Genomic DNA, 20,018 nt, shown 5'->3' on the forward strand with positions numbered 1-20,018 from the left:
GCCGTGCACCCCTTTTTTGAAATGCTGTTAGCGGTATTTGATCGCGCCGCGTTGATGTTGATCTGCCTGTTTTTCCTCACCCGCACCCGGTTGTTCCGCCAGTTGCTGCAAAAAGAAGACCATACGCCGCTGGAATTGGCCATGGTCACCGCCATCTTCTCGCTGTTTGCCCTGTTCAGCACCTATTCCGGCGTTAACGTTGAAGGTTCGCTGGTCAACGTGCGGGTGATCGCCATCATGGCCGGCGGCATTCTGTTCGGCCCCTGGGTGGGGATTATTACCGGTATCATTGCCGGAGTGCATCGCTACCTGATAGATATCGATGGCATTACCTCGGTTCCCTGCCTGATCACCAGCATCATTGCCGGGATCGGTGCCGGATATATCAACCTGAAGGTGAAGAAAGAGCAGCGCTGGCGTGCCGGGATCATCGGCGGCATGCTGTGTGAATGCCTGACCATGCTGCTGATTGTACTATGGGCCAAGCCGACCGAGCTGGGGCTGGATATCGTCTCCCAAATTGCCCTGCCGATGATCCTCGGCACGGTATGTATTGGCCTGATCGTGCTGCTGGTGCAGAGCGTGGAAGATGAAAAAGAAGTGATCGCGGCCCGCCAGGCCAAGTTGGCGCTGGATATTGCCCGCAAAACGCTGCCTTATTTTCGCAATATCAACAGTGAAACGCTGGCCACCATCTGCGATATCATTCGCCAGGATATTCAGGCCGATGCGGTAGCCATCACCGATACCCATCAGGTGCTGGCCTATGTCGGGGTGGGTGAAGAAGCCTACCCGATTGGCCGCGAAGGCCTGAGTCGCGTGACCCGTGAAAGCATCCGGCACGGCAAGATCATTATCAAAAACAACCTTGAAAACCCGGCCACGCCGCAGATCCACTCACAATTGGTGATCCCGCTGTGGGAGAAAGGCGAAGTGACCGGCGCGCTGAAAATTTACTACTGCCACGCCCATCAGATCACCAATACGCTAAAGGTGATGGCGGTCGGCCTGTCGCAAATTATCTCCACCCAAATGGAAGTCTCGCGCATTGAACATCTGCGCCAGATGGCAGACAAAGCGGAAATGCGCGCCCTGCAAAGCAAGATCAACCCGCATTTCCTTTTCAACGCGCTCAACGCCATTTCGTCCTCGATCCGTACCAATCCGGACACCGCACGCCAACTGATAATCAACCTGTCACGCTACCTGCGCTATAACCTGGAGCTGAATGACGAATTCATCGACATCCGCAAGGAGTTGCACCAAATCCAGGATTATATTGCCATCGAACAGGCACGCTTCGGTGCCAAACTGACGGTGATTTATGACATCGATGACGATATTTCGGTACGCATCCCCAGCTTGCTGATCCAGCCATTGGTGGAAAACGCCATCGTACACGGTATCCAACCCTGCAAAGGCAAGGGCGTGGTGGTGATTGCGGTGAAAGATCAGGGTGACCGGGTCAGGATTTCAGTCAAGGATACCGGCCATGGCATCGACCCGCAGGTCATCGAACGGGTGGCCCGCAACGAGATGCCAGGGCACAACATCGGTCTGCTGAATGTGCATCACCGGGTATCCCTGCTGTACGGCGAAGGGCTACGCATCCGTCGCCTGGAACCGGGCACCGAAATTGCCTTTTACATCAGCAAAAATGGCGGCAAACTGCCGGTGGAAAACAGCAGATTGCCTGGCGGGGAGCCACTATGAAAGCCATCATCGTTGAAGACGAGTTCCTCGCGCAGGAAGAACTCAGCTATCTGATTAAAAAACACAGCAATATCGTCATCGAAGCCACCTTCGAGGACGGGCTCGACGTGCTGAAATACCTGCAAACCCATCAGGTTGACGCCATTTTTCTCGATATCAATATCCCGTCACTGGACGGGGTACTGCTGGCGCAGAACATCAGCAAATTCGCGCACCGCCCTTCTATTGTGTTTATCACCGCCTATAAAGAGCATGCAGTGGAGGCCTTCGAAATCGAGGCTTTTGACTATATCCTCAAGCCCTATCACGAAGCGCGTATCATCACCATGCTGCAAAAGCTGGAGGCACTGTATAACCGCCCCGCCACGTTACCGGAGCAGGCCAGCGCAGCAAATCGCAGCAGCCACAGCATTAACCTGATTAAAGACGAACGGATCATCGTTACCGACATTAATGACATTTACTATGCCGCCGCCGATGAAAAAGTGACACGGGTTTATACCCGGCGTGAAGAGTTTGTGATGCCGATGAACCTGACCGAGTTTTACGGTCGCCTGCCTGAAGAGCATTTCTTCCGCTGTCACCGTTCCTACTGCGTCAATCTGTCTAAAATCCGCGAGATAGTGCCCTGGTTCAACAACACTTATATTCTGCGGCTGAGCGATTTGGATTTTGAAGTGCCAGTCAGCCGCAGCAAGGTGAAAGAGTTTCGCAAACTGATGCGTTTATAATCAATAGCCGTTACCAGCGGCTACCGTCCAATAATGACCGTGATTATCGCGATCGCCTGCGGGCGAGCGGCGATAAATCGCTAACATTCTTGATTTAGATCACGCGCCACCTGCTGCATTTCATCCCCTTTTAAGCCTTAAAACGGCAACTCATGCGTCGTCAGAGGCATTTCATTCCTTCCCTTGTGCAACTCATTCCCGATCCGCCGCCGGCTGGTACTACCAGCCATATAATATGCCCATACCGCGGGGTTCAAGACAGCGCCCGTAAATTTCAGCCAACGGCTAACGCCCGACAATGCACACACAGGAAGGAGCCCGGCCATGAACACCAAACCGGCAAATCGCAGCTTAATCGTTCTGGGTACCATCATCTGCCAGATGGGTCTCGGTACTATCTATACCTGGAGCCTGTTCAACCAGCCATTGGTCGACAAGTTCCACTGGGGCCTCGCTGACGTCGCCACTACCTTCTCCATCACCAGCTTCTTCCTGGCCTTCGCCACTTTATTTGCCGGCAAACTGCAGGAACGCTTCGGGATCCGTAACCTGACCCTGTGCTCCGGTATCCTGGTGGGTCTGGGCCTGATTGCCAGCGCCTACGTCAGCTCACTGAATATGGTTTATCTGCTGGCTGGGGTCGTGGTTGGTTTCGCGGTAGGTATCGCTTATATCTCTACCCTGTCCAACCTGATCAAATGGTTTCCGGCCAACAAAGGGCTGATCTCCGGTATTTCGGTCGGGGCTTTCGGTAGCGGTAGCCTACTGTTCAAATACGTTAACGCCGCGCTAATTGCCGACGTTGGTGTGTCCTCTGCCTTCTTCTACTGGGGTGCCATTGTGATGGCGCTGATTGTGTTGGGCTCTCTGCTGCTGAAAGAACCGGTACTGGTGAGCCAGTCTGCACAGCAAGGGACCAGCGGCCTGGGCAATGACTTCAGCGTCCGCCAAATGCTGGCGACCAAAGAAGCTTACCTGTTGTTCATCATCTTCTTCGCGGCTTGTATGAGTGGTCTGTATCTGATTGGCATCGTGAAAGACATGGGCGTACAACTGGCCGGGATGGACCTGGCTACCGCCGCCAACACCGTTTCTGCCGTCGCTATCTTCAACACCGCGGGCCGTATCATTCTGGGTACGCTGTCCGATAAAGTGGGCCGCATGCGCGTCATCAGCTTCACCATGCTGGTTACCGTACTGGCGATTGTGGCGCTGAGCTTCCTGACCCTGAACCACACTTTGTTCTTCATCTGCGTCGGTGCCGTCGCCTTCTGCTTCGGTGGCAACATCACCGTATTCCCAGCGATTGTCGGTGACTTCTTCGGCCTGAAAAACCACAGCAAAAACTACGGCATCATCTATCAGGGCTTCGGTCTGGGCGCACTGGCCGGTTCGTTTGTCGCCAAATACTTCGGCGGCTTCCATGCAACCTTCATCGTGATTGGCGTGCTGTCAGTGGCTTCCCTGATAATCACCCTGTTCATCAAGGCACCGAAAGCGGTAGCGCTGGAAGAAGAACACTTCTCGCAGGCGGATCTGGCAAAAGCCTAACGTCTTAAACGCTAAAAGGGGCGCAACTTAACGGTTGCGCCCCTTTTTTTTATTGCTGCGATGATTACAAATGCATACCCAGCGTCTGGCGCAGGTGAGCGCCGGCACCCAGCAAACCGGGTTGCCCGTGGGTGATCATAAATACCGGAATGTCGTGCACGTAATCCTTGAAGCGCCCTTTATCCTCGAACGCCGCACGGAAGCCAGAGGCTTTGAAGAACTCCATAAAGCGCGGCACTATGCCACCGGCTATGTAAACGCCGCCAAAGGTGCCCAGGTTCAGCGCCAGATTGCCGCCGAAGCGCCCCAAAATAACGCAGAACAACGACAGGGCGCGGCGACAGTCGATGCAGCTGTCGGCCAGGGCGCGCTCGGTAATGTCCTTCGGCTCCAGCTTTTCCGGCAGACGGTTATCAGATTTGACGATAGCGCGGTAAAGATTGACCAACCCCGGCCCGGACAGTACGCGCTCGGCAGACACATGGCCCACTTCAGCGCGTAATACCTCCAGAATGATATCTTCCTCTTCACTGTTCGGTGCGAAATCAACATGGCCGCCCTCGCCCGGCAGACTCACCCAGCGACGATTAACGTGCACCAGATGTGCCACTCCCAAACCGGTTCCGGCGCCATACACCGCAATAGGTTTGCCTTTCTGCGCGCTGCCACCGCCGAACTGCAATACATCGTCTTGCGACAGCATCGGGATCGCCATCGACACGGCGGTAAAGTCGTTGATCACTTCCAGATGGCTCAGCCCCAGACTGGCCTGCATCTGTTTAATCGAAAATGCCCAGGTATGGTTGGTCATCGCCACCCAGTCTTCAGTGACCGGACAGGCAATGGCAATACAGGCGTCCTGCACCTGGATATCCTGATCTTTTAAATATTGGCGGATTACCGCCTCCAGGCTGTCAAACTCCAGGCCGGAATAGGTTTTCGCCTGGGTAATTTCACCCGTCGCCACAGTGCACAACGCCAGGCGGGCATTGGTGCCGCCTACATCACCTACGAGGGCATAAGTCATCAGTATTTTCTCCGCGAAATGAATAATAGAAAGCTGCCCACACTGTAAAATCCCGCTGCAAAAACAACAATCACCATCCTCTGCTCGGCCATCCATTAGCGATCCGGATCACAAAAAACGTTTCAGCCAACCCTTTCATCCCCATCTGAAACAAATTGCGGCAAAAAACGCGCCATGGTCACTGTTAACCATCATGACAGAAAGGCACTATTAACCGGCTGTGGCCTTCACGCCCGGCCGGAAATATCATTGCGTGCCAGAATGCCGATTGTCTGGCAAGCTGTGGCCACAACCATCACCCGTTCGGCCTGCCATCCAGGGCCATTGATAAGGGATCCCTGCATGCTGCACCCGCGCGCCAATGCCATGTTGGCTTTCGCTCTGCCCGCTCTCGTTATCGGTTCGGCCTCAAGCCTGGTGCTTATTCTGGTGATGAAATTCGCCGATGCGCTGCAGCGGCTGCTGTGGGTGAATATTCCTGCGGCAATGAATATCGATACCCATTCGCCTTGGTGGCTGATCGGCATTCTGACGCTGACCGGTGTCGCCGTTGGGTTGATAATCCGCTATATGCCTGGCCATGCAGGGCCCGATCCGGCCACTGAATCCTTGATCGGCATGCCGCTGCCGCTTTCGGCGCTGCCCGGTCTTACGCTGGCACTGCTCCTTGGCCTGGTGGGGGGCGTCAGTCTGGGGCCGGAAAACCCGATCACCGCCATCAATATCGCGCTGGTGGTGGCAATAGGTTCGCGCCTGCTACCGAAAGTCCCCCGCATGGACTGGATTATTCTGGCCGCGGCCGGCACCATCGGCGCACTGTTCGGTACTCCGATTGCCGCTGCGCTGATCTTTTCACAAACCCTGGCAGGCAATAATGACGTGCCGCTGTGGGATCGGCTATTTGCCCCGTTAATGGCGGCGGCCGCCGGTGCAGTCACTACACAGTTATTTTTCACGCCGAACTTTGCCCTGCAGCTTGATCCCTATACCGTCACCCGGCTGACGGATATTTTCAGTGGTTCCATCGTCGCCCTGATCGCCATCGCGCTGGGCATGGTGGCGCTATGGAGCTTTCCGCACATCCATCGCCTGTTCCACTCGATAAAAAATCCGGTGCTGATGCTGGGATTGGGTGGGTTTGTACTTGGGTTGCTGGCGTTAATCGGTGGTGACATCACCCTGTTTAAAGGGCTCGATGAAATGAAGCAGTTGGCGATCGGCGAGAATTTTTCTGTTACGGAGCTACTGCTGATTACACTGACCAAGCTGGCAGCGTTGGTGATTGCTGCCGCCAGCGGCTTTCGTGGCGGGCGCATCTTCCCGGCCGTATTTGTCGGGGTGGCGCTGGGCCTGATGCTGCATCAGCATGTGCCGGCAGTACCGGCGGCGATTACCGTTTCCTGCGCCATTATGGGATTGGTGTTGGTGGTCACGCGTGACGGCTGGCTCAGCCTGTTTATGGCCGTTGCCGTGGTGCCGGAACTGCACCTGCTGCCCATACTCTGTGTGGTGATGTTGCCCGCCTGGCTGGTGCTGGCGGGCAAACCGCTGATGCTGGTGGGCAAGCGCCACTCTGCACAGGACGATTAAGCGAGCGCATATTCCGCTGCGGCGCGCGCATGAATAGCGGTGGTGTCGAAGACCGGCACTGACGCATCCTGCGCGCCGACCAGCAGGCCAATTTCGGTGCAGCCGAAAATAATGCCTTGCGCCCCCTGCTGTTCCAGGTTGCCGATAATACGGCGGTATTCATCGCGCGACGCATCGCGGATCTTCCCCAGGCACAGCTCTTCATAAATTATACGGTGCACAATGTCGCGATCGGTCGCCACCGGGGTCACCACTTCAATACCGTATTTTTCCTGCAAGCGCCCACGGTAAAATTCCTGCTCCATGGTAAAACGCGTGCCGAGTAGCCCGACGCGGCGGATGTCCTGTTGGCGTACCTGCAAAGCAGTGGCGTCGGCGATATGGATCAGCGGCAAGCCGCTGGCCTGTTCTACCGCATCCGCCACCTTGTGCATAGTGTTGGTACAAATAACAATGGCCTGCGCCCCGGCGGCACGCAGCGAGGCCGCGGCCGCAGCCAACAAACGCCCCGCGCCATCCCAGTCGCCCTGATGCTGTAGGCGTTCCACCTCGTGAAAATCAACGCTGTAGAGCACAATTTTGGCCGAATGCAGGCCACCAAGGCGTTCTTTCACCTGTTCATTAATCATGCGGTAATAAGGGATGGTTGATTCCCAACTCATGCCGCCCAGCAGGCCTAATACTTTCATCGCTTGCTCCTCCGTCATTGCTGCAATTATCCGACATTACCTGAGAATAGCAGTGATGACGACGCCTTATTTGGCCGAGGAATTGACCGGCTGGCGAGCCTCGAACCAGCGCTGACGCAGGGTATCGTACGCCCAGTTATAAAACATGGTGTACGGCAGGAAGAACAGGAAGAAACCAAGTTCCAGCATAAACGCCTGCACAAATGAAATGCTCAGCATCCAGGCGGCAATCGGAACGCCGATCAACACAAACCCGCCCTCAAAGCCCAGGGCATGAACCCCCCGCACCTTAAGATTACGCGCCACGCGGCCCACTGGCCACAGGCGGTCAAAAACGGTGTTATAAACCATGTTCCATACCATGGCGACGGTGGACAACATCACCGCCAACGCACCGACCTGTACCATCGAACGGTTTAGCAACCACGCGCCCAGCGGGGCGCAGAGCATCACCGCGATGACTTCGAAACCGACGGCGTGGACGATACGTTCAATGAAAGACTTGTTTTGCAGTTGCATAAATCACCTGTTTTTTTACCTTATTAATTTATAGGGGCGCTGCATGCCGCGACCACATTAATTGGAGCGAATATATGCGCCCCCTAATAAACTGAGGTGATTATCATCGATTTTTTGGGTAGATTAAAAATAGGTTCCATCGATAAAGTAGATATATCATGCGCTATTCCCCTGAAGCCCTGCTGGCGTTTGTTGAGGCTGCCGCCCTCGGCTCGTTCTCTGCCGCCGCACGCAAGCTACGTAAAAGCCAGTCCACCATCAGTACCGCGATCGCCAACCTGGAGGCCGATCTTGGACTGATCCTGTTTGATCGCCAGGCACGCCAGCCGGTATTAACCGCCGCCGGCCATAAGGTGCTGAGCCATGTGCAGGAGATCCTCACGGCCAGCGAACGACTCGACGCATTGAGCATTCGGCTGGCGGGCAATATAGAACCCCGTCTGACCATCGTATTTTCCGATACCTACCAGACAAGCCACCACGATCACCTGATGCAACACTTTGAACAACGCTATCAGGATATTGAGCTGGAGTGCATGATCGCCGAAGACGGCGACGTATTGGATCTGTTGCAAAGCGGCCGCGCGCATCTGGGTATGGTGGAGGTTCAGGCCAGCTATCCGCCGGACATCGGCTTTGCACGACTGCCGGAACAAACGGAAATGGGGCTGTTCGTCAGCCACTCGAACCCGCTGGCTCAGACGCCCGCCCCGACGCCGGAGCAGCTGGCCAGCACCCGCCAACTCTATCTGAACACTTACACCGGCAGCGGTGCCTCCCGTCCTCAGGGCCGGGTGTGGTCGGCCCCCAGTTACCTGATGCTGTTGGAAATGGCGGAGCAAGGGGTGGGTTGGGCCGCGTTACCCAACTGGCTGGTGAAACAATACGGCCATGACAAGTTGACCGAACTCAAGCCCCGCGGCTGGCCGAAGCTGATTTCAGTGGATGCGGTATGGTCGAAACTGACCCCGCCGGGGCCGGCGGGGTATTGGTTGCTGGAACGCCTGCTGGAGAACGCGGCAGATCAGGCAGCCGCGTTACGCGAATGAATGGCGCGTGAAACGCTATCGAGCAGCTCAGGAATATCCATCTTCGGCAGCATCACTTCCACAAAGGCCAGTTGTGGGCTGTCGCCCACTTCTTTCAGCGCCTGGCGCAACTGTTGCGGATCGGCGACCCGCAACGTTTTCACCTGATGCTCGCCCGCCAGCGCCTGCGGTAACTGCGTCCAGTTCCATTGGGCGATATCGTTGTAACGCTGTTGCGGGCCGTGAATCGCCCGTTCAACGGTATAACCCTCATTATTCAGCAGGAAGATCACCGGCTTTTGCCCATCACGCAGTATCGAACCCAGTTCCTGCGCCGAGAGTTGAGCCGAACCATCGCCGATCAACAACACCACCCGCCGATCCGGCTCCGCCGTCTGTGCCCCGAACGCCGCCGGCAGCGTATAACCGATGGAGCCCCACAGCGACTGGACGATAAACCGGCAGCCTTGCGGCAGGCCAAGCGCCGCCGCACCAAAGCAGGCGGTGCCCTGTTCGGCGATCAAAATATCGCCTGGGCGCAGAAAGTCCTGTATTTGTTGCCAAAAGCCGTGCTGATCCAGGCCGCTGCCGGTCGAGTCCGGCAACATCGGGCGCTGAATGGACGGAACTGGCCATTGTTTTGCCAACGACAACGTCAACTGGTGCAGTGCTATTACCGCGTCACGCAATGGGATGTGGCTGAATACCTGCTGCCCTACCCGCGCTTCAAACGGCTGAAGATCAATGCATTTTTCTGCCGGCAGATGATGGCTGAAGCCGGCGGTAATGGTATCGGTAAAGCGCACGCCGACGTTAATTACCACATCGGCCCCTTCAATCAATTGCTTCACCTGGGGATCGCTGGCGGCCCCGGCGTAGGTACCGGTAAAGCAGGCATGGGTTTCATCCAATACGCTCTTGCCCAGCAGCATGGTTGAATGCGGTATGTCGATCTCATTCATCCACTGTTCCAGCACTTTTTCCGCCCCAAAACGTTCCGCCAAAAAATCCGCCAGCAGGGAAACCCGCCTGGCCGGTAACAGCATTTGTCGCGCAGCAGCGATAAAGGCTTGCAGTGACGTCTGGGAAAGGTGCGCCTGACGTAGCACCAGCGGCGCAGGCCGGGAGGTTAAGGGGGCTTCCGCCACCTCACTGGGTAACACTATATAGACCGGACGGTGCTCAAACAACGCGATGCTCAGCAGACGGTCGATTTCCGTCTCGGCGTTTTCGGAGGTAAGGCTGGCCTGCGCGGCGGTCACCTCTTTCGCCATACGGGCAAAGTGGCCAAAGTCACCGTCCCCCAGCGAGTGGTGCAGCAAATCCCCGGCCCGCTGCGCGCGTAACGTTGGGGCACCCACCACGTGGATCACCGGCAGGTATTCGGCATAGCTGCCGGCGATACCGTTGAGCGCGCTCAATTCGCCTACGCCAAAGGTGGTCAGTAAAGCGGCGGCCGGTTTACAACGTGCATAACCATCTGCGGCATAGGCGGCATTAAGTTCATTCGCGCAGCCTACCCAGGTAATTTGCGGATGACTGATGACATGATCGAGAAACTGCAGGTTGTAGTCACCGGGCACGCCAAAGAAATGCCGGATGCCGATCTGAGCCAAACGATCGAGTAGATAATCAGCCACTCTATAAGTCTTATTCATGATCATCACCTGCCAGCACCTGAGATTATTAGTATTAAGTATCGAAGGTGATGGATAAATTTCGAGCTTTATATCTAAAAATCGCTTGGCAACCCGGCGTTACACCCATGCCCTATTGGCAGGCAGGAGAAATACTTTGTTAGTCAGATTGATAACGCTTTGGCGATTAAGCGTGATCGGGGACTCTGACAACCCTTGTGAAAACGCATACACTAAAATTCATTTCACCTCTGCTGAAAAGGGTTTCTATGCTCTACCAGGCTGATTCTTCACGTTACCAAAATATGGAATATCGCCGCTGCGGCCGCAGCGGCCTGAAACTGCCGGCCATTTCACTTGGGCTTTGGCATAACTTTGGCGACACCACGCTGTATGATAATGCGCGTAAATTGATCCACTGCGCGTTCGACCGTGGGATCACTCATTTTGACTTGGCCAACAACTATGGCCCACCGCCCGGTTCCGCCGAGGAAAACTTCGGCCGTATTCTCAGCACAGACCTTAAACCCTGGCGCGACGAGCTGATCATCGCTTCGAAAGCCGGTTACACCATGTGGCCAGGCCCTTATGGCGACTGGGGATCGAAAAAATATCTGGTCGCCAGCCTGGATCAAAGCCTGCAGCGTATGGGGCTGGACTATGTGGACATCTTCTACCATCATCGCCCGGATCCGGATACGCCGCTGGAAGAAACCATGGCGGCGCTGGATTTGCTGGTGCGTCAGGGCAAGGCGCTGTACGTCGGGCTGTCCAACTACCCGGCCGAACGTGCACGCCAGGCGTTTGCCCTTCTGCAAAAACTTGGCACGCCGTGCATGATCCATCAGCCGAAATACTCAATGTTTGAACGTTGGGTTGAGCCAGAATTACTGGACACGCTGGAAGAACACGGCGTAGGCTCCATTGCCTTCTCACCGCTGGCCGGTGGGCTGCTGACCGATCGCTATCTGCAGGGGATCCCGCAAGATTCACGCGCCGCCAGCAGCAGCCAATTCCTGCAACCCGGTCAGCTCACCGACGATAAGTTGGATAAGGTGCGTCGGCTCGATGCGCTGGCGCAACAGCGCGGGCAGAAGCTGTCGCAAATGGCACTGGCCTGGGTATTACGCGGCGACCGCGTCACTTCAGTACTGATCGGTGCCAGCAAGACCAGCCAGATTGAAGATGCCGTTGGCATGTTGGCTAATCGCAGCTTCAGCGATGACGAAATAGCTCAGATCGAACAAACACTAATGTAATCGTTTACAATTATTGCCGGTTTCCCCACCGGCGATACCCTCTTTACGCCAGACAAATCTTAAATCACTCGTCCCCTGTGGTTTTTCAGATTCTCTCTAAGATTCAACCCTATCCGCAGAGGCTAAGATGCCGCTATTGCAGGTAAAACTATAAGGCCATTTTATAAACCGATGAACGCGCTTCATTACTTATAAACCGGCCAAGCCGCTGCGGCGGAAAGGAGAATTCATGTTTAAACCTCTGTTATTGGCCGCCCTGTTGGTGGCATCGACACTGCCAGCCATGCAGCAAGCCCAGGCTGACGGCCTCAGTATCGATCTGATGCCGGGCGTTTCATTACGCATCGGTGAACAGGACAACCGCGGCCGTTACTGGGACGGTTATGACTGGCGTGACCGTGACTGGTGGGAGGGCCATCAGGGACGCTACCTGGGTGACCGCAACCGCCGGGGCTACAACTGGGATGGTTATCGCTGGCGCGACAACGATTACTGGCGCAAAAATTATTACTATCATGAAGGTCGCTATCGCAAATACGATAAGCACTACTACAAGCATCATGATAAACATCACTGGAAGGACCGACGTCATGATGACCGTGATCATCGCCATCATGGTCATGGCGACCACGACGATTGACCCTAAAAGGCCGGCATTGCGCCGGCCTTAGGTTGCTGACAAAGCAGGAAAAAGCGTGGTTTTTCCTGCTTTGTGGTGAGCAGCCGAAAATCAATAAATTGATTTTCCTGATTTTTATTTATCGGCCTCTACTCGCTCTGGGCTGGAATGAGGTTTGTCATCAGTCTGAGGCCGGCATTGCGCCGGCCTTTCATTAATCGGTGCTCACAGCAGGCTACTGATCAGCAGATAACCGTTTAGCCCCACCACTACCACTACGATCAACTTACCGATCGTCTGTATGGTACGACTGTTCACCATCTCGCCCATCAGCTCACGATTACCGGTGAACGACAATAACGGCACCAATGCCAGTGCAATACCGAAACTCAGCAATACCTGGCTCAGTACCAAAATCCGCGTGGCGTCCATCCCCAACATAATGACGATAAACGATGGCAACATGGTGACCACACGGCGCACCCACAGCGGAATGTAAAAATGCACAAACCCCTGCATCACCACCTGCCCCGCCAGCGTGCCCACCACGGTAGAAGATAACCCGGCGGCCACCAGGCTCAGCCCGAAGATAGTGGCCGCCGCCTGCCCAAACAAGGGTTGCAGCGTCAGATAGGCCTGGTCGAGATCGGTAATACCGCTGTGGCCATTAAAGTGGAAAGCAGCCGCGGCGGTGGCCATCATTGCCAGGTTAACAAACCCGGCAATGGTCATGGCGATAGCCACATCAACCTTGGTGGCAGCATACCTGTCGGCCTTCGAGTTTTCTCCGGCTGCCTGAGTTAACGATGAATGCAGATAAATTACGTGCGGCATAATGGTGGCACCAAGTACCCCGGCAGCCAGAAACACCGCGTCACCGTTCGGTAAATCCGGCAGCGCCATGCCTTTTAACAGCGGGCCCAACTGTGGCTGGGAAAACACCAGCTCCACCATAAAAGCCAAAGCGACAAACAGCAGCAGGCTGCCAATCACCCATTCCAAAGGTTTTTGCCCACGTTTTTGCAACATCAGGATCAAGAAAGTCGCGATACCGGTCAGGATCGCACCCTCCAGCAACGTCACCCCCAACAGCAGTTTGAAACCGATAGCCGCGCCGATAAATTCGGCCAGATCTGTCGCCATGGCAATGATTTCTGCCTGAACCCAATAAGCCCACACCGCCGGACGAGGGAAACGATCGCGAATATGCTCCGCCAGGTTTTTTCCGGTCGCAATGCCCAGTTTGGCAGATAACAACTGGATCAGCATCGCCATCACATTGGCCCATACCACCACCCACAGCAGGGTATAACCAAAAGAGGCACCGGACTGGATATTAGTGGCGAAATTACCGGGATCAATGTAGCCGATAGCCGCGATAAATGCGGGGCCCATCAGGGAGAGTTTGATTTTCCTGGATGAACTCGGGGTGGTCTCAACCACGCGACTGTTAAGCATGTTCTGAACCCTTACTTCTATTAAGACTAGGGTTATTTTATGTAAATGATAATAATTATCAAGTGCATTTGGAACGGTAATACTTATCTCTGCGATAGCTAAAAACCACGGGTTTAACGAAAGGTTTAGCGAGTAGATGAACATTTTCCGCACTCTTCAGGGTCGGATTCAGAACACCTTCCTTCTTATTATCAAATTAGCCCAGGAATAGGAATTTCATATAACTTAATTAACCTCTTGATTTTTTATGCTTTACCGTACTAGCTTAGGACATTTCCCAGTATGAATTTCCATATTTGCAAGAGACCTCTCGTTTTTAAAAGTGGCGTTACATAAAATGACATCCGAAATTCAGCCTGCCTCAAGTTTGGAGCAAACATGTCCCATATTGCGCACTTTGCGTTAGCGTTGGTGGTGGTCGCGATCCTGGCACTTTTAGTCTGCCGCGATCGTAAAAGCATCCGCATTCGCTACGTTATTCAACTGTTGGTTATTGAAGTACTGCTGGCCTATTTTTTCCTGCATTCGGAAGCGGGTTTAGGCTTTGTAAAAGGATTCGCAGCGCTGTTTGACAAGCTGCTCGGGTTTGCTGGGCAAGGGACTGAGTTTGTATTCGGCGGTATGGGTGATAAAGGTTTGGCCTTCTTCTTCCTGAAGGTACTGTGCCCAATCGTCTTCATCTCCGCGCTGATCGGTATTCTGCAATACATTAAAGTACTGCCGTTTGTCATCCGCATCATTGGTACCGTGCTGTCAAAAGTCAACGGTATGGGCAAACTGGAATCGTTCAACGCCGTCAGTTCGCTGATCCTGGGTCAGTCTGAAAACTTCATTGCCTATAAAGATATTCTGGGCAAGATGTCTGAAAAGCGCATGTACACCATGGCGGCGACCGCGATGTCTACGGTTTCCATGTCCATCGTCGGCGCTTACATGACCATGTTGGACGCCAAGTTTGTGGTAGCGGCACTGGTACTGAACATGTTCAGCACCTTTATCGTGCTGTCATTGGTCAACCCGTATGACACCAGTAAAGAAGAAGAACTGCATCTGGGCAATCTGCACGAAGGCCAGAGCTTCTTCGAAATGCTGGGTGAATACATTCTGGCTGGTTTTAAAGTAGCTATTATCGTTGCTGCGATGCTGATCGGCTTTATCGCCCTGATCGCCGCGCTTAACGGCCTGTTCAGCGCCATCTTCGGCCAGAGCTTCCAGGACATTCTGGGCTACTTCTTCTATCCATTCGCCTGGATTATGGGTATTCCTAAGCACGAAGCGTTGCAGGTGGGTAGCATCATGGCGACCAAACTGGTATCCAACGAATTCGTGGCGATGATGGAACTGCAGAAAATCTCTGCTGAACTCTCTCCTCGCAGCCTGGGTATTCTGTCGGTGTTCCTGGTTTCCTTCGCCAACTTCTCTTCCATCGGCATCGTTGCCGGTGCGATTAAAGGGCTGAACGAGCATCAGGGCAACGTGGTGTCCCGTTTTGGTCTGAAGCTGGTTTACGGTTCAACGCTGGTCAGCATCCTGTCTGCGTCCATCGCAGGTCTGGTTCTGGGCTAAGCCGAAACGTCAGTAAGAGAAAGGTCGCTTCGGCGGCCTTTTTTAATGCCTGTAATTCGGTGCCTGGGAAAGGGAAGGCAGTAAGTAAGGAAGACAGAAAGCAAAAAGCCGACCCTGAGGTCGGCTTTTTAAATGTTGGTGGAGCTAGACGGGATCGAACCGTCGACCTCTTGCATGCCATGCAAGCGCTCTCCCAGCTGAGCTATAGCCCCACAAAAGTGGTACGCTTTAACCGGCGTTACGGTATTCCCCAACCCTTCTGAGATAAAGGTTGGTGGAGCTAGACGGGATCGAACCGTCGACCTCTTGCATGCCATGCAAGCGCTCTCCCAGCTGAGCTATAGCCCCAATCCACAATCACAAAATCCTGTGAACGGGGCGCATAATATGAAACCCACTCTAAGCTGTCAACGGCTAAATTGCATTCCTGCTTCAAGCGCTGAAAAAGCCGCCAAATCAGCGCGTTTGCTGCTGAAAATTGAGCATTCTGACCAAAACCATGACCCTGGCGCGGTGCACCATGAATTCGCCATCAAGTGACAGATATAAAAAAACCCCGGGACTGCTCCACGGGGCTTTGTCATTAACAGGCAGGGATATTCTTAAGCTTCACGCCCGGCAATGTAAGCCAGCGCCAGGTCGATACGCTGCAGAGAACGTTTCTGACCAATAGCATGAACGGTCACATCCATACCCGGTGACTGACCGGCACCGGTAACCGCCACGCGCAGTGGCATACCTACCTTGCCCATACCTACGCCCAGCTCATCTGCCGTACCCTGAATGGCGTCATGCACGTTTTCCGGCGTCCAGGCAGTGATAGCGGCCAGTTTGGCGCGTACCGCTTCCAGTGGCTGACGAGCCACCGGACGCAGGTGTTTCTTGGCAGCGTCAGCATCAAACTCACTGAAGTCTTCGTAGAAGTAACGGCAAGACTCGGCCATTTCCTTAAGCGTTTTGCAGCGCTCGCCCAGCAGTTTAACGAGATCTTTCAGTTCAGGGCCATTACGAGTTTCGATACCCAGTTGCTCAACATGCCACGCCAGGTGCACTGCCACTTCTTCGGCCGGCATATGGTTAATGTAATGGTGGTTCAGCCACTGCAACTTCTCGGTATTGAAAGCACTGGCAGATTTGTTGATCGCTTCCAGGGTAAAGAACTCTTTCATCTCATCAATAGAGAAGATTTCCTGGTCGCCATGAGACCAGCCCAGACGCACCAGATAGTTCAGCAGCGCCTGCGGCAGGTAGCCGTCGTCACGGTACTGCATCACCCCTACCGCACCGTGGCGTTTCGACAGTTTTTTACCGTCGTCACCGAGGATCATTGAAACGTGTGCGTATTCCGGTACCGGCGCACCCAGCGCTTTCAGGATGTTGATCTGGCGCGGAGTATTGTTGATGTGGTCTTCACCGCGGATCACGTGGCTGATTTCCATATCCCAGTCATCGACTACTACGCAGAAGTTATAGGTTGGTGAACCGTCGGTGCGGCGGATGATCAGGTCATCGAGCTCCTGGTTGCTGAATTCGATCGGGCCACGGATCTTGTCATCGAAGATCACCGAGCCTTCCTGTGGGTTACGGAAACGCACCACGTGCGGCTCGTCATCGGTATGACTGCACTGGCTGTCGCGGCAGTGGCCGTCGTAACGCGGTTTTTCGCCGTTTTCCATCTGCTTTTCACGCAGCGCTTCCAGACGTTCCTTCGAGCAATAGCATTTATAGGCGGTACCCTGCACCAGCATGTCGTCAATCACCGCGTTATAGCGGTCAAAACGCTTGGTCTGGAAGTACGGGCCTTCATTCCAATCCAGGTTTAACCAGTTCATACCATCCATAATTGCGTCGATAGCGTCCTGGGTTGAACGTTCCAGATCGGTATCTTCGATACGCAGAACGAACTCACCGCCCGCATGACGGGTGAACAACCAGGAGTAAAGCGCAGTACGGGCGCCACCGACGTGAAGATAGCCGGTTGGGCTCGGTGCAAAACGGGTTTTGATTTTCATTGGGTTCACTGCCTTATTACGCAACGCGTGTCGGCGGTTGCCGACGATTGCTCGGAATTTAAAAAAGTGGGCAACATTGTACCACCACGCGCTAATTCCTCAACGCTGACACGATATTGCCATGGCTGATTTCATCATCTCTGCGGCGCTTTACGCATAACAATGTGCAAAGATTCGACATTGCAGGCGATAAATATCGCATCCTGTTTAAATTTGCGGCGAACGATTGAAATCATTTTAAAAACCGTTGACTCACTTTCAACTATCCCTATAATGCGACTCCAACAAGACGGGGCGATTAGCTCAGTTGGTAGAGCATCTCCTTTACACGGAGGGGGTCGGCGGTTCGAGCCCGTCATCGCCCACCATCTTGTTGAGCAGTAAGAAATGAGAAGAATGAGGGTGATTAGCTCAGTTGGTAGAGCATCTCCTTTACACGGAGGGGGTCGGCGGTTCGAGCCCGTCATCACCCACCACTCATTCTCTTGTTTGGCAGTACCCGGAAGTTCTGAAGTGGGTGATTAGCTCAGTTGGTAGAGCATCTCCTTTACACGGAGGGGGTCGGCGGTTCGAGCCCGTCATCACCCACCACTTCTGCGGGTCGTTAGCTCAGTTGGTAGAGCAGTTGACTTTTAATCAATTGGTCGCAGGTTCGAATCCCGCACGACCCACCAATACAGAAAAAAGCGCCTTTTGGCGCTTTTTTCGCATCTGCAGCACCGTAATCATCTCAAACACCTTTCTAACATAGCGCAGAGTGTCGTGCTGGATGAGAACCTGCGTTCAGGTTCGAGCCGAGCGAAGCGAGACGACAACGCGCAGCGTTGCCCGCAGGGCGAGGCCAAAGGCCGAGTCAATCCTGCACGACCCACCAATACAGAAAAAAGCGCCTTTTGCCGCTGTAGGTTGCTGACAAAGCAGGAAAAAGCGTGGTTTTTCCTACTTTGTGGTGAACAGCCGAAAATCAATAAATTGATTTTCCTGATTTTTCTTATGACGGATATATCAGGCCGCCAGCGTCGCCCCGCCATCAATCACAATATCCTGCATGGTGATGTGGCTGGCGCGATCGGAAGCCAGGAACAAAATGGCATCGGCGATTTCCTGTGGCTGAGCAATTTTACCCAGCGGAATACCCAGTTTGAACTGTTCCGGGAAACCGTTAATGGTGTTCTGCTCGCCGGTTTCGTCCTGCCACATACCGCGCTGCATGGGCGTATTGGTCGATCCTGGCGAAACCAGGTTGCAACGTACGCCATAAGGGGCCATTTCCAGCCCTACGGTGTTGCACAGGCTGCGTAATGCCGCCTTGGAGGCACAGTAGGCCGCCATACCTACGCGTGGCACATGCGCGGCGTTAGACGCCACGCTGACAATCGCACCGCGTCGTTGGCGACGGAATACCGGCAAGGCGTGGCGGAACAGATTAAATGCCCCACCGGCATTGACGGCCAAGCAAGCCAGCCAGTCTGCCGTGCTGGTTTCGTCCGCCAGTCCCATGCGCAGAATGCCGGCACCGTTGACCAGCACGTCCAACTCCCCCTGTTCCGCCAGTAAACGTCCGCAAACCCGATCTACGGCGTCACTGTCGGCGATATCCAGCACTTCGGTACGGAATGCGTATTCCGGCTCGCCAAAATGTTTATCAAAGCCAATCACTTCGGCACCGCCCTGCACAAATGCCAGTGCCGTTGCCAGGCCAATCCCGGCCCCAGCGCCAGTGACCCAAACTCGCTTACCGGCGAAATCGCCCCGTTGCTCCATCAGGCTTTTCCCTCCGACAATAACGCCCACCAGCCATCGATGGTCGGGTTCTTGGCCAGCGCGATAAAATCAATATCGCCACGAATTTTACGCCAGCGTGCCGCCAACTCCATGATGCGAACCGAATCCAGACCGTAATCGATCAGGTTTTCATCGTCGCCCATGTCTTCGCTGTCTTCATCGAGGAAAGGCATGATTTGCTGACGCAGCGCAGCCTTGTTGGCAATACCCGGCAACAGTTCAGCGGTGGTCACCACGCAGCCGCAACGACCAGCGGTATAACGCAGCGCCATCAGATGCTCTTCGCGGGAGAAATCGGCCAGGCCGTCAGCCACCATAAACGGCTGAATATTGCGCATGAAGGCATCGATAGCCGTAGTCATGCAGCCGATATGGGCGTAGACGCCACAGATAATCAACTGATCGCGCCCCGACTCCTGCAGAATTTCCTGCAGCGGTGAGCGATGGAAGGCACTGTAACGCCACTTCACCAATACCGTATCGTCTTCTTCCGGGGCCAGAGCGGCAACCACCGCCTGCTGTTCCGGGTGCTTATTCAGGCCCGGCCCCCACATGTCATTCAACAAGGCACGATCTTCATCGCTCTGCTGATTAGGCTGTGCGGTATAAAACACCGGGATCCCCTGTGATTTGCAGTAACGACGCAGGTTGGCGATATTCTCCACCACCTGTTTGATCAATGGGCTGTCTTCACCCCAGAAATTCAGGAAATACTTTTGCATATCATGGATCAACAGTGCAGCGCGCTGCGGTTCCACCGTCCAACTCACTTTGTTGGTCGGCATTTCAGCCTGAGTCGGCAACGCGTAATCATTAAGTTTTGGAATGGCCATG

At 54.4% G+C, this 20,018-nt stretch carries 16 protein-coding genes, 6 tRNA genes and 1 other RNA gene; 13 read left to right on the forward strand and 10 right to left on the reverse strand.

The window, feature by feature from the left end:
• The first annotated feature begins 21 nt into the window (after positions 1-21).
• From ACUTQ5_RS18405 to ACUTQ5_RS18415, 3 genes are all read left to right on the forward strand, one after another.
• Positions 22-1,713 (forward strand): LytS/YhcK type 5TM receptor domain-containing protein, encoded by a 1,692-nt coding sequence (locus ACUTQ5_RS18405; protein ID WP_445652474.1) that lies wholly within the window; start codon positions 22-24, stop codon positions 1,711-1,713.
• Positions 1,710-2,444, forward strand: coding sequence for a LytR/AlgR family response regulator transcription factor (locus ACUTQ5_RS18410; RefSeq protein ID WP_445652413.1), 735 nt, complete (start codon positions 1,710-1,712; stop codon positions 2,442-2,444). The genes ACUTQ5_RS18405 and ACUTQ5_RS18410 overlap by 4 nt, the downstream gene beginning before the upstream one ends.
• 324 nt (positions 2,445-2,768) lie before the next feature.
• Entirely contained in the window at positions 2,769-3,995 is a 1,227-nt protein-coding gene (locus ACUTQ5_RS18415) for an L-lactate MFS transporter (protein ID WP_261091220.1), read from the forward strand.
• Between the two features lie 64 nt (positions 3,996-4,059).
• Here the strand turns inward: ACUTQ5_RS18415 and glk are convergent, their stop codons facing one another.
• On the reverse strand, positions 4,060-5,025 hold the full coding sequence (glk, locus tag ACUTQ5_RS18420) for a glucokinase (RefSeq protein WP_445652475.1): 966 nt from the start codon (positions 5,023-5,025) through the stop codon (positions 4,060-4,062).
• A gap of 339 nt (positions 5,026-5,364) precedes the next feature.
• Here glk and ACUTQ5_RS18425 point away from each other — a divergent pair, with 339 nt between their 5' ends.
• On the forward strand, positions 5,365-6,612 hold the full coding sequence (locus tag ACUTQ5_RS18425) for an ion channel protein (protein WP_445652414.1): 1,248 nt from the start codon (positions 5,365-5,367) through the stop codon (positions 6,610-6,612).
• Here ACUTQ5_RS18425 and ACUTQ5_RS18430 read toward each other — a convergent pair.
• Both ACUTQ5_RS18430 and ACUTQ5_RS18435 read right to left on the reverse strand, forming a co-directional pair.
• Positions 6,609-7,301 (reverse strand): aspartate/glutamate racemase family protein, encoded by a 693-nt coding sequence (locus tag ACUTQ5_RS18430; RefSeq protein WP_445652415.1) that lies wholly within the window; start codon positions 7,299-7,301, stop codon positions 6,609-6,611. The genes ACUTQ5_RS18425 and ACUTQ5_RS18430 overlap by 4 nt on opposite strands.
• A 66-nt stretch (positions 7,302-7,367) precedes the next feature.
• Positions 7,368-7,820, reverse strand: a complete 453-nt coding sequence (locus ACUTQ5_RS18435; RefSeq protein ID WP_445652416.1) for a multidrug/biocide efflux PACE transporter — start codon at positions 7,818-7,820, stop codon at positions 7,368-7,370.
• A gap of 158 nt (positions 7,821-7,978) precedes the next feature.
• Here ACUTQ5_RS18435 and ACUTQ5_RS18440 point away from each other — a divergent pair, with 158 nt between their 5' ends.
• Positions 7,979-8,869, forward strand: coding sequence for a LysR family transcriptional regulator (locus ACUTQ5_RS18440; protein ID WP_445652417.1), 891 nt, complete (start codon positions 7,979-7,981; stop codon positions 8,867-8,869).
• On the opposite strand, the gene ACUTQ5_RS18445 is transcribed toward ACUTQ5_RS18440, so the two are convergent.
• Positions 8,845-10,506 (reverse strand): alpha-keto acid decarboxylase family protein, encoded by a 1,662-nt coding sequence (locus ACUTQ5_RS18445; protein WP_445652418.1) that lies wholly within the window; start codon positions 10,504-10,506, stop codon positions 8,845-8,847. The genes ACUTQ5_RS18440 and ACUTQ5_RS18445 overlap by 25 nt on opposite strands.
• 248 nt (positions 10,507-10,754) lie before the next feature.
• On the opposite strand from ACUTQ5_RS18445, the gene mgrA reads away from it, so the two are divergent.
• Both mgrA and ACUTQ5_RS18455 read left to right on the forward strand, forming a co-directional pair.
• Entirely contained in the window at positions 10,755-11,744 is a 990-nt protein-coding gene (gene mgrA / locus ACUTQ5_RS18450) for an L-glyceraldehyde 3-phosphate reductase (protein WP_445652419.1), read from the forward strand.
• Between the two features lie 229 nt (positions 11,745-11,973).
• Positions 11,974-12,384: a DUF2502 domain-containing protein gene (locus tag ACUTQ5_RS18455; RefSeq protein WP_261091188.1), complete on the forward strand. Its 411-nt coding sequence runs from the start codon at positions 11,974-11,976 to the stop codon at positions 12,382-12,384.
• Between the two features lie 204 nt (positions 12,385-12,588).
• Here ACUTQ5_RS18455 and ACUTQ5_RS18460 read toward each other — a convergent pair whose 3' ends face one another.
• Positions 12,589-13,821: an Nramp family divalent metal transporter gene (locus ACUTQ5_RS18460; RefSeq protein WP_445652420.1), complete on the reverse strand. Its 1,233-nt coding sequence runs from the start codon at positions 13,819-13,821 to the stop codon at positions 12,589-12,591.
• 378 nt (positions 13,822-14,199) lie between these two features.
• Here ACUTQ5_RS18460 and ACUTQ5_RS18465 point away from each other — a divergent pair, with 378 nt between their 5' ends.
• Positions 14,200-15,387 carry a NupC/NupG family nucleoside CNT transporter gene (locus tag ACUTQ5_RS18465; protein WP_445652421.1) on the forward strand — a complete coding sequence of 396 codons (1,188 nt, stop codon included), beginning with the start codon at positions 14,200-14,202 and terminating at the stop codon, positions 15,385-15,387.
• Between the two features lie 136 nt (positions 15,388-15,523).
• On the opposite strand, the gene ACUTQ5_RS18470 is transcribed toward ACUTQ5_RS18465, so the two are convergent.
• The 3 genes from ACUTQ5_RS18470 to gltX form a co-directional block, all read right to left on the reverse strand.
• Positions 15,524-15,599 (reverse strand) — tRNA-Ala (locus tag ACUTQ5_RS18470).
• A gap of 60 nt (positions 15,600-15,659) precedes the next feature.
• Positions 15,660-15,735 (reverse strand) — tRNA-Ala (locus tag ACUTQ5_RS18475).
• Between the two features lie 254 nt (positions 15,736-15,989).
• Entirely contained in the window at positions 15,990-17,399 is a 1,410-nt protein-coding gene (gene gltX, locus ACUTQ5_RS18480; protein ID WP_445652422.1) for a glutamate--tRNA ligase, read from the reverse strand.
• A 292-nt stretch (positions 17,400-17,691) separates the two neighbouring features.
• On the opposite strand from gltX, the gene ACUTQ5_RS18485 reads away from it, so the two are divergent.
• The 5 genes from ACUTQ5_RS18485 (at position 17,692) to ACUTQ5_RS18505 (ending at position 18,273) form a co-directional block, all read left to right on the forward strand.
• Positions 17,692-17,767: transfer RNA gene (locus tag ACUTQ5_RS18485), tRNA-Val, on the forward strand.
• A gap of 32 nt (positions 17,768-17,799) precedes the next feature.
• A tRNA-Val gene (locus ACUTQ5_RS18490) sits at positions 17,800-17,875 on the forward strand.
• A gap of 39 nt (positions 17,876-17,914) precedes the next feature.
• Positions 17,915-17,990, forward strand: a tRNA-Val gene (locus ACUTQ5_RS18495).
• 7 nt (positions 17,991-17,997) lie between these two features.
• A tRNA-Lys gene (locus tag ACUTQ5_RS18500) sits at positions 17,998-18,073 on the forward strand.
• Between the two features lie 74 nt (positions 18,074-18,147).
• A non-coding RNA gene (locus ACUTQ5_RS18505) (RtT sRNA) lies at positions 18,148-18,273 on the forward strand.
• Positions 18,274-18,404: 131 nt separating this feature from the next.
• Here the strand turns inward: ACUTQ5_RS18505 and dhbA are convergent.
• Both dhbA and ACUTQ5_RS18515 read right to left on the reverse strand, forming a co-directional pair.
• On the reverse strand, positions 18,405-19,163 hold the full coding sequence (gene dhbA / locus ACUTQ5_RS18510) for a 2,3-dihydro-2,3-dihydroxybenzoate dehydrogenase (protein ID WP_445652423.1): 759 nt from the start codon (positions 19,161-19,163) through the stop codon (positions 18,405-18,407).
• Complete coding sequence (locus ACUTQ5_RS18515; RefSeq protein ID WP_445652424.1) at positions 19,163-20,017, reverse strand: isochorismatase family protein; 855 nt, start codon at positions 20,015-20,017, stop codon at positions 19,163-19,165. The genes dhbA and ACUTQ5_RS18515 overlap by 1 nt, the downstream gene beginning before the upstream one ends.
• Between the last annotated feature and the right edge of the window lies 1 nt (position 20,018).

Source organism: Serratia sp. NA_112.1 (genome assembly GCF_052691715.1).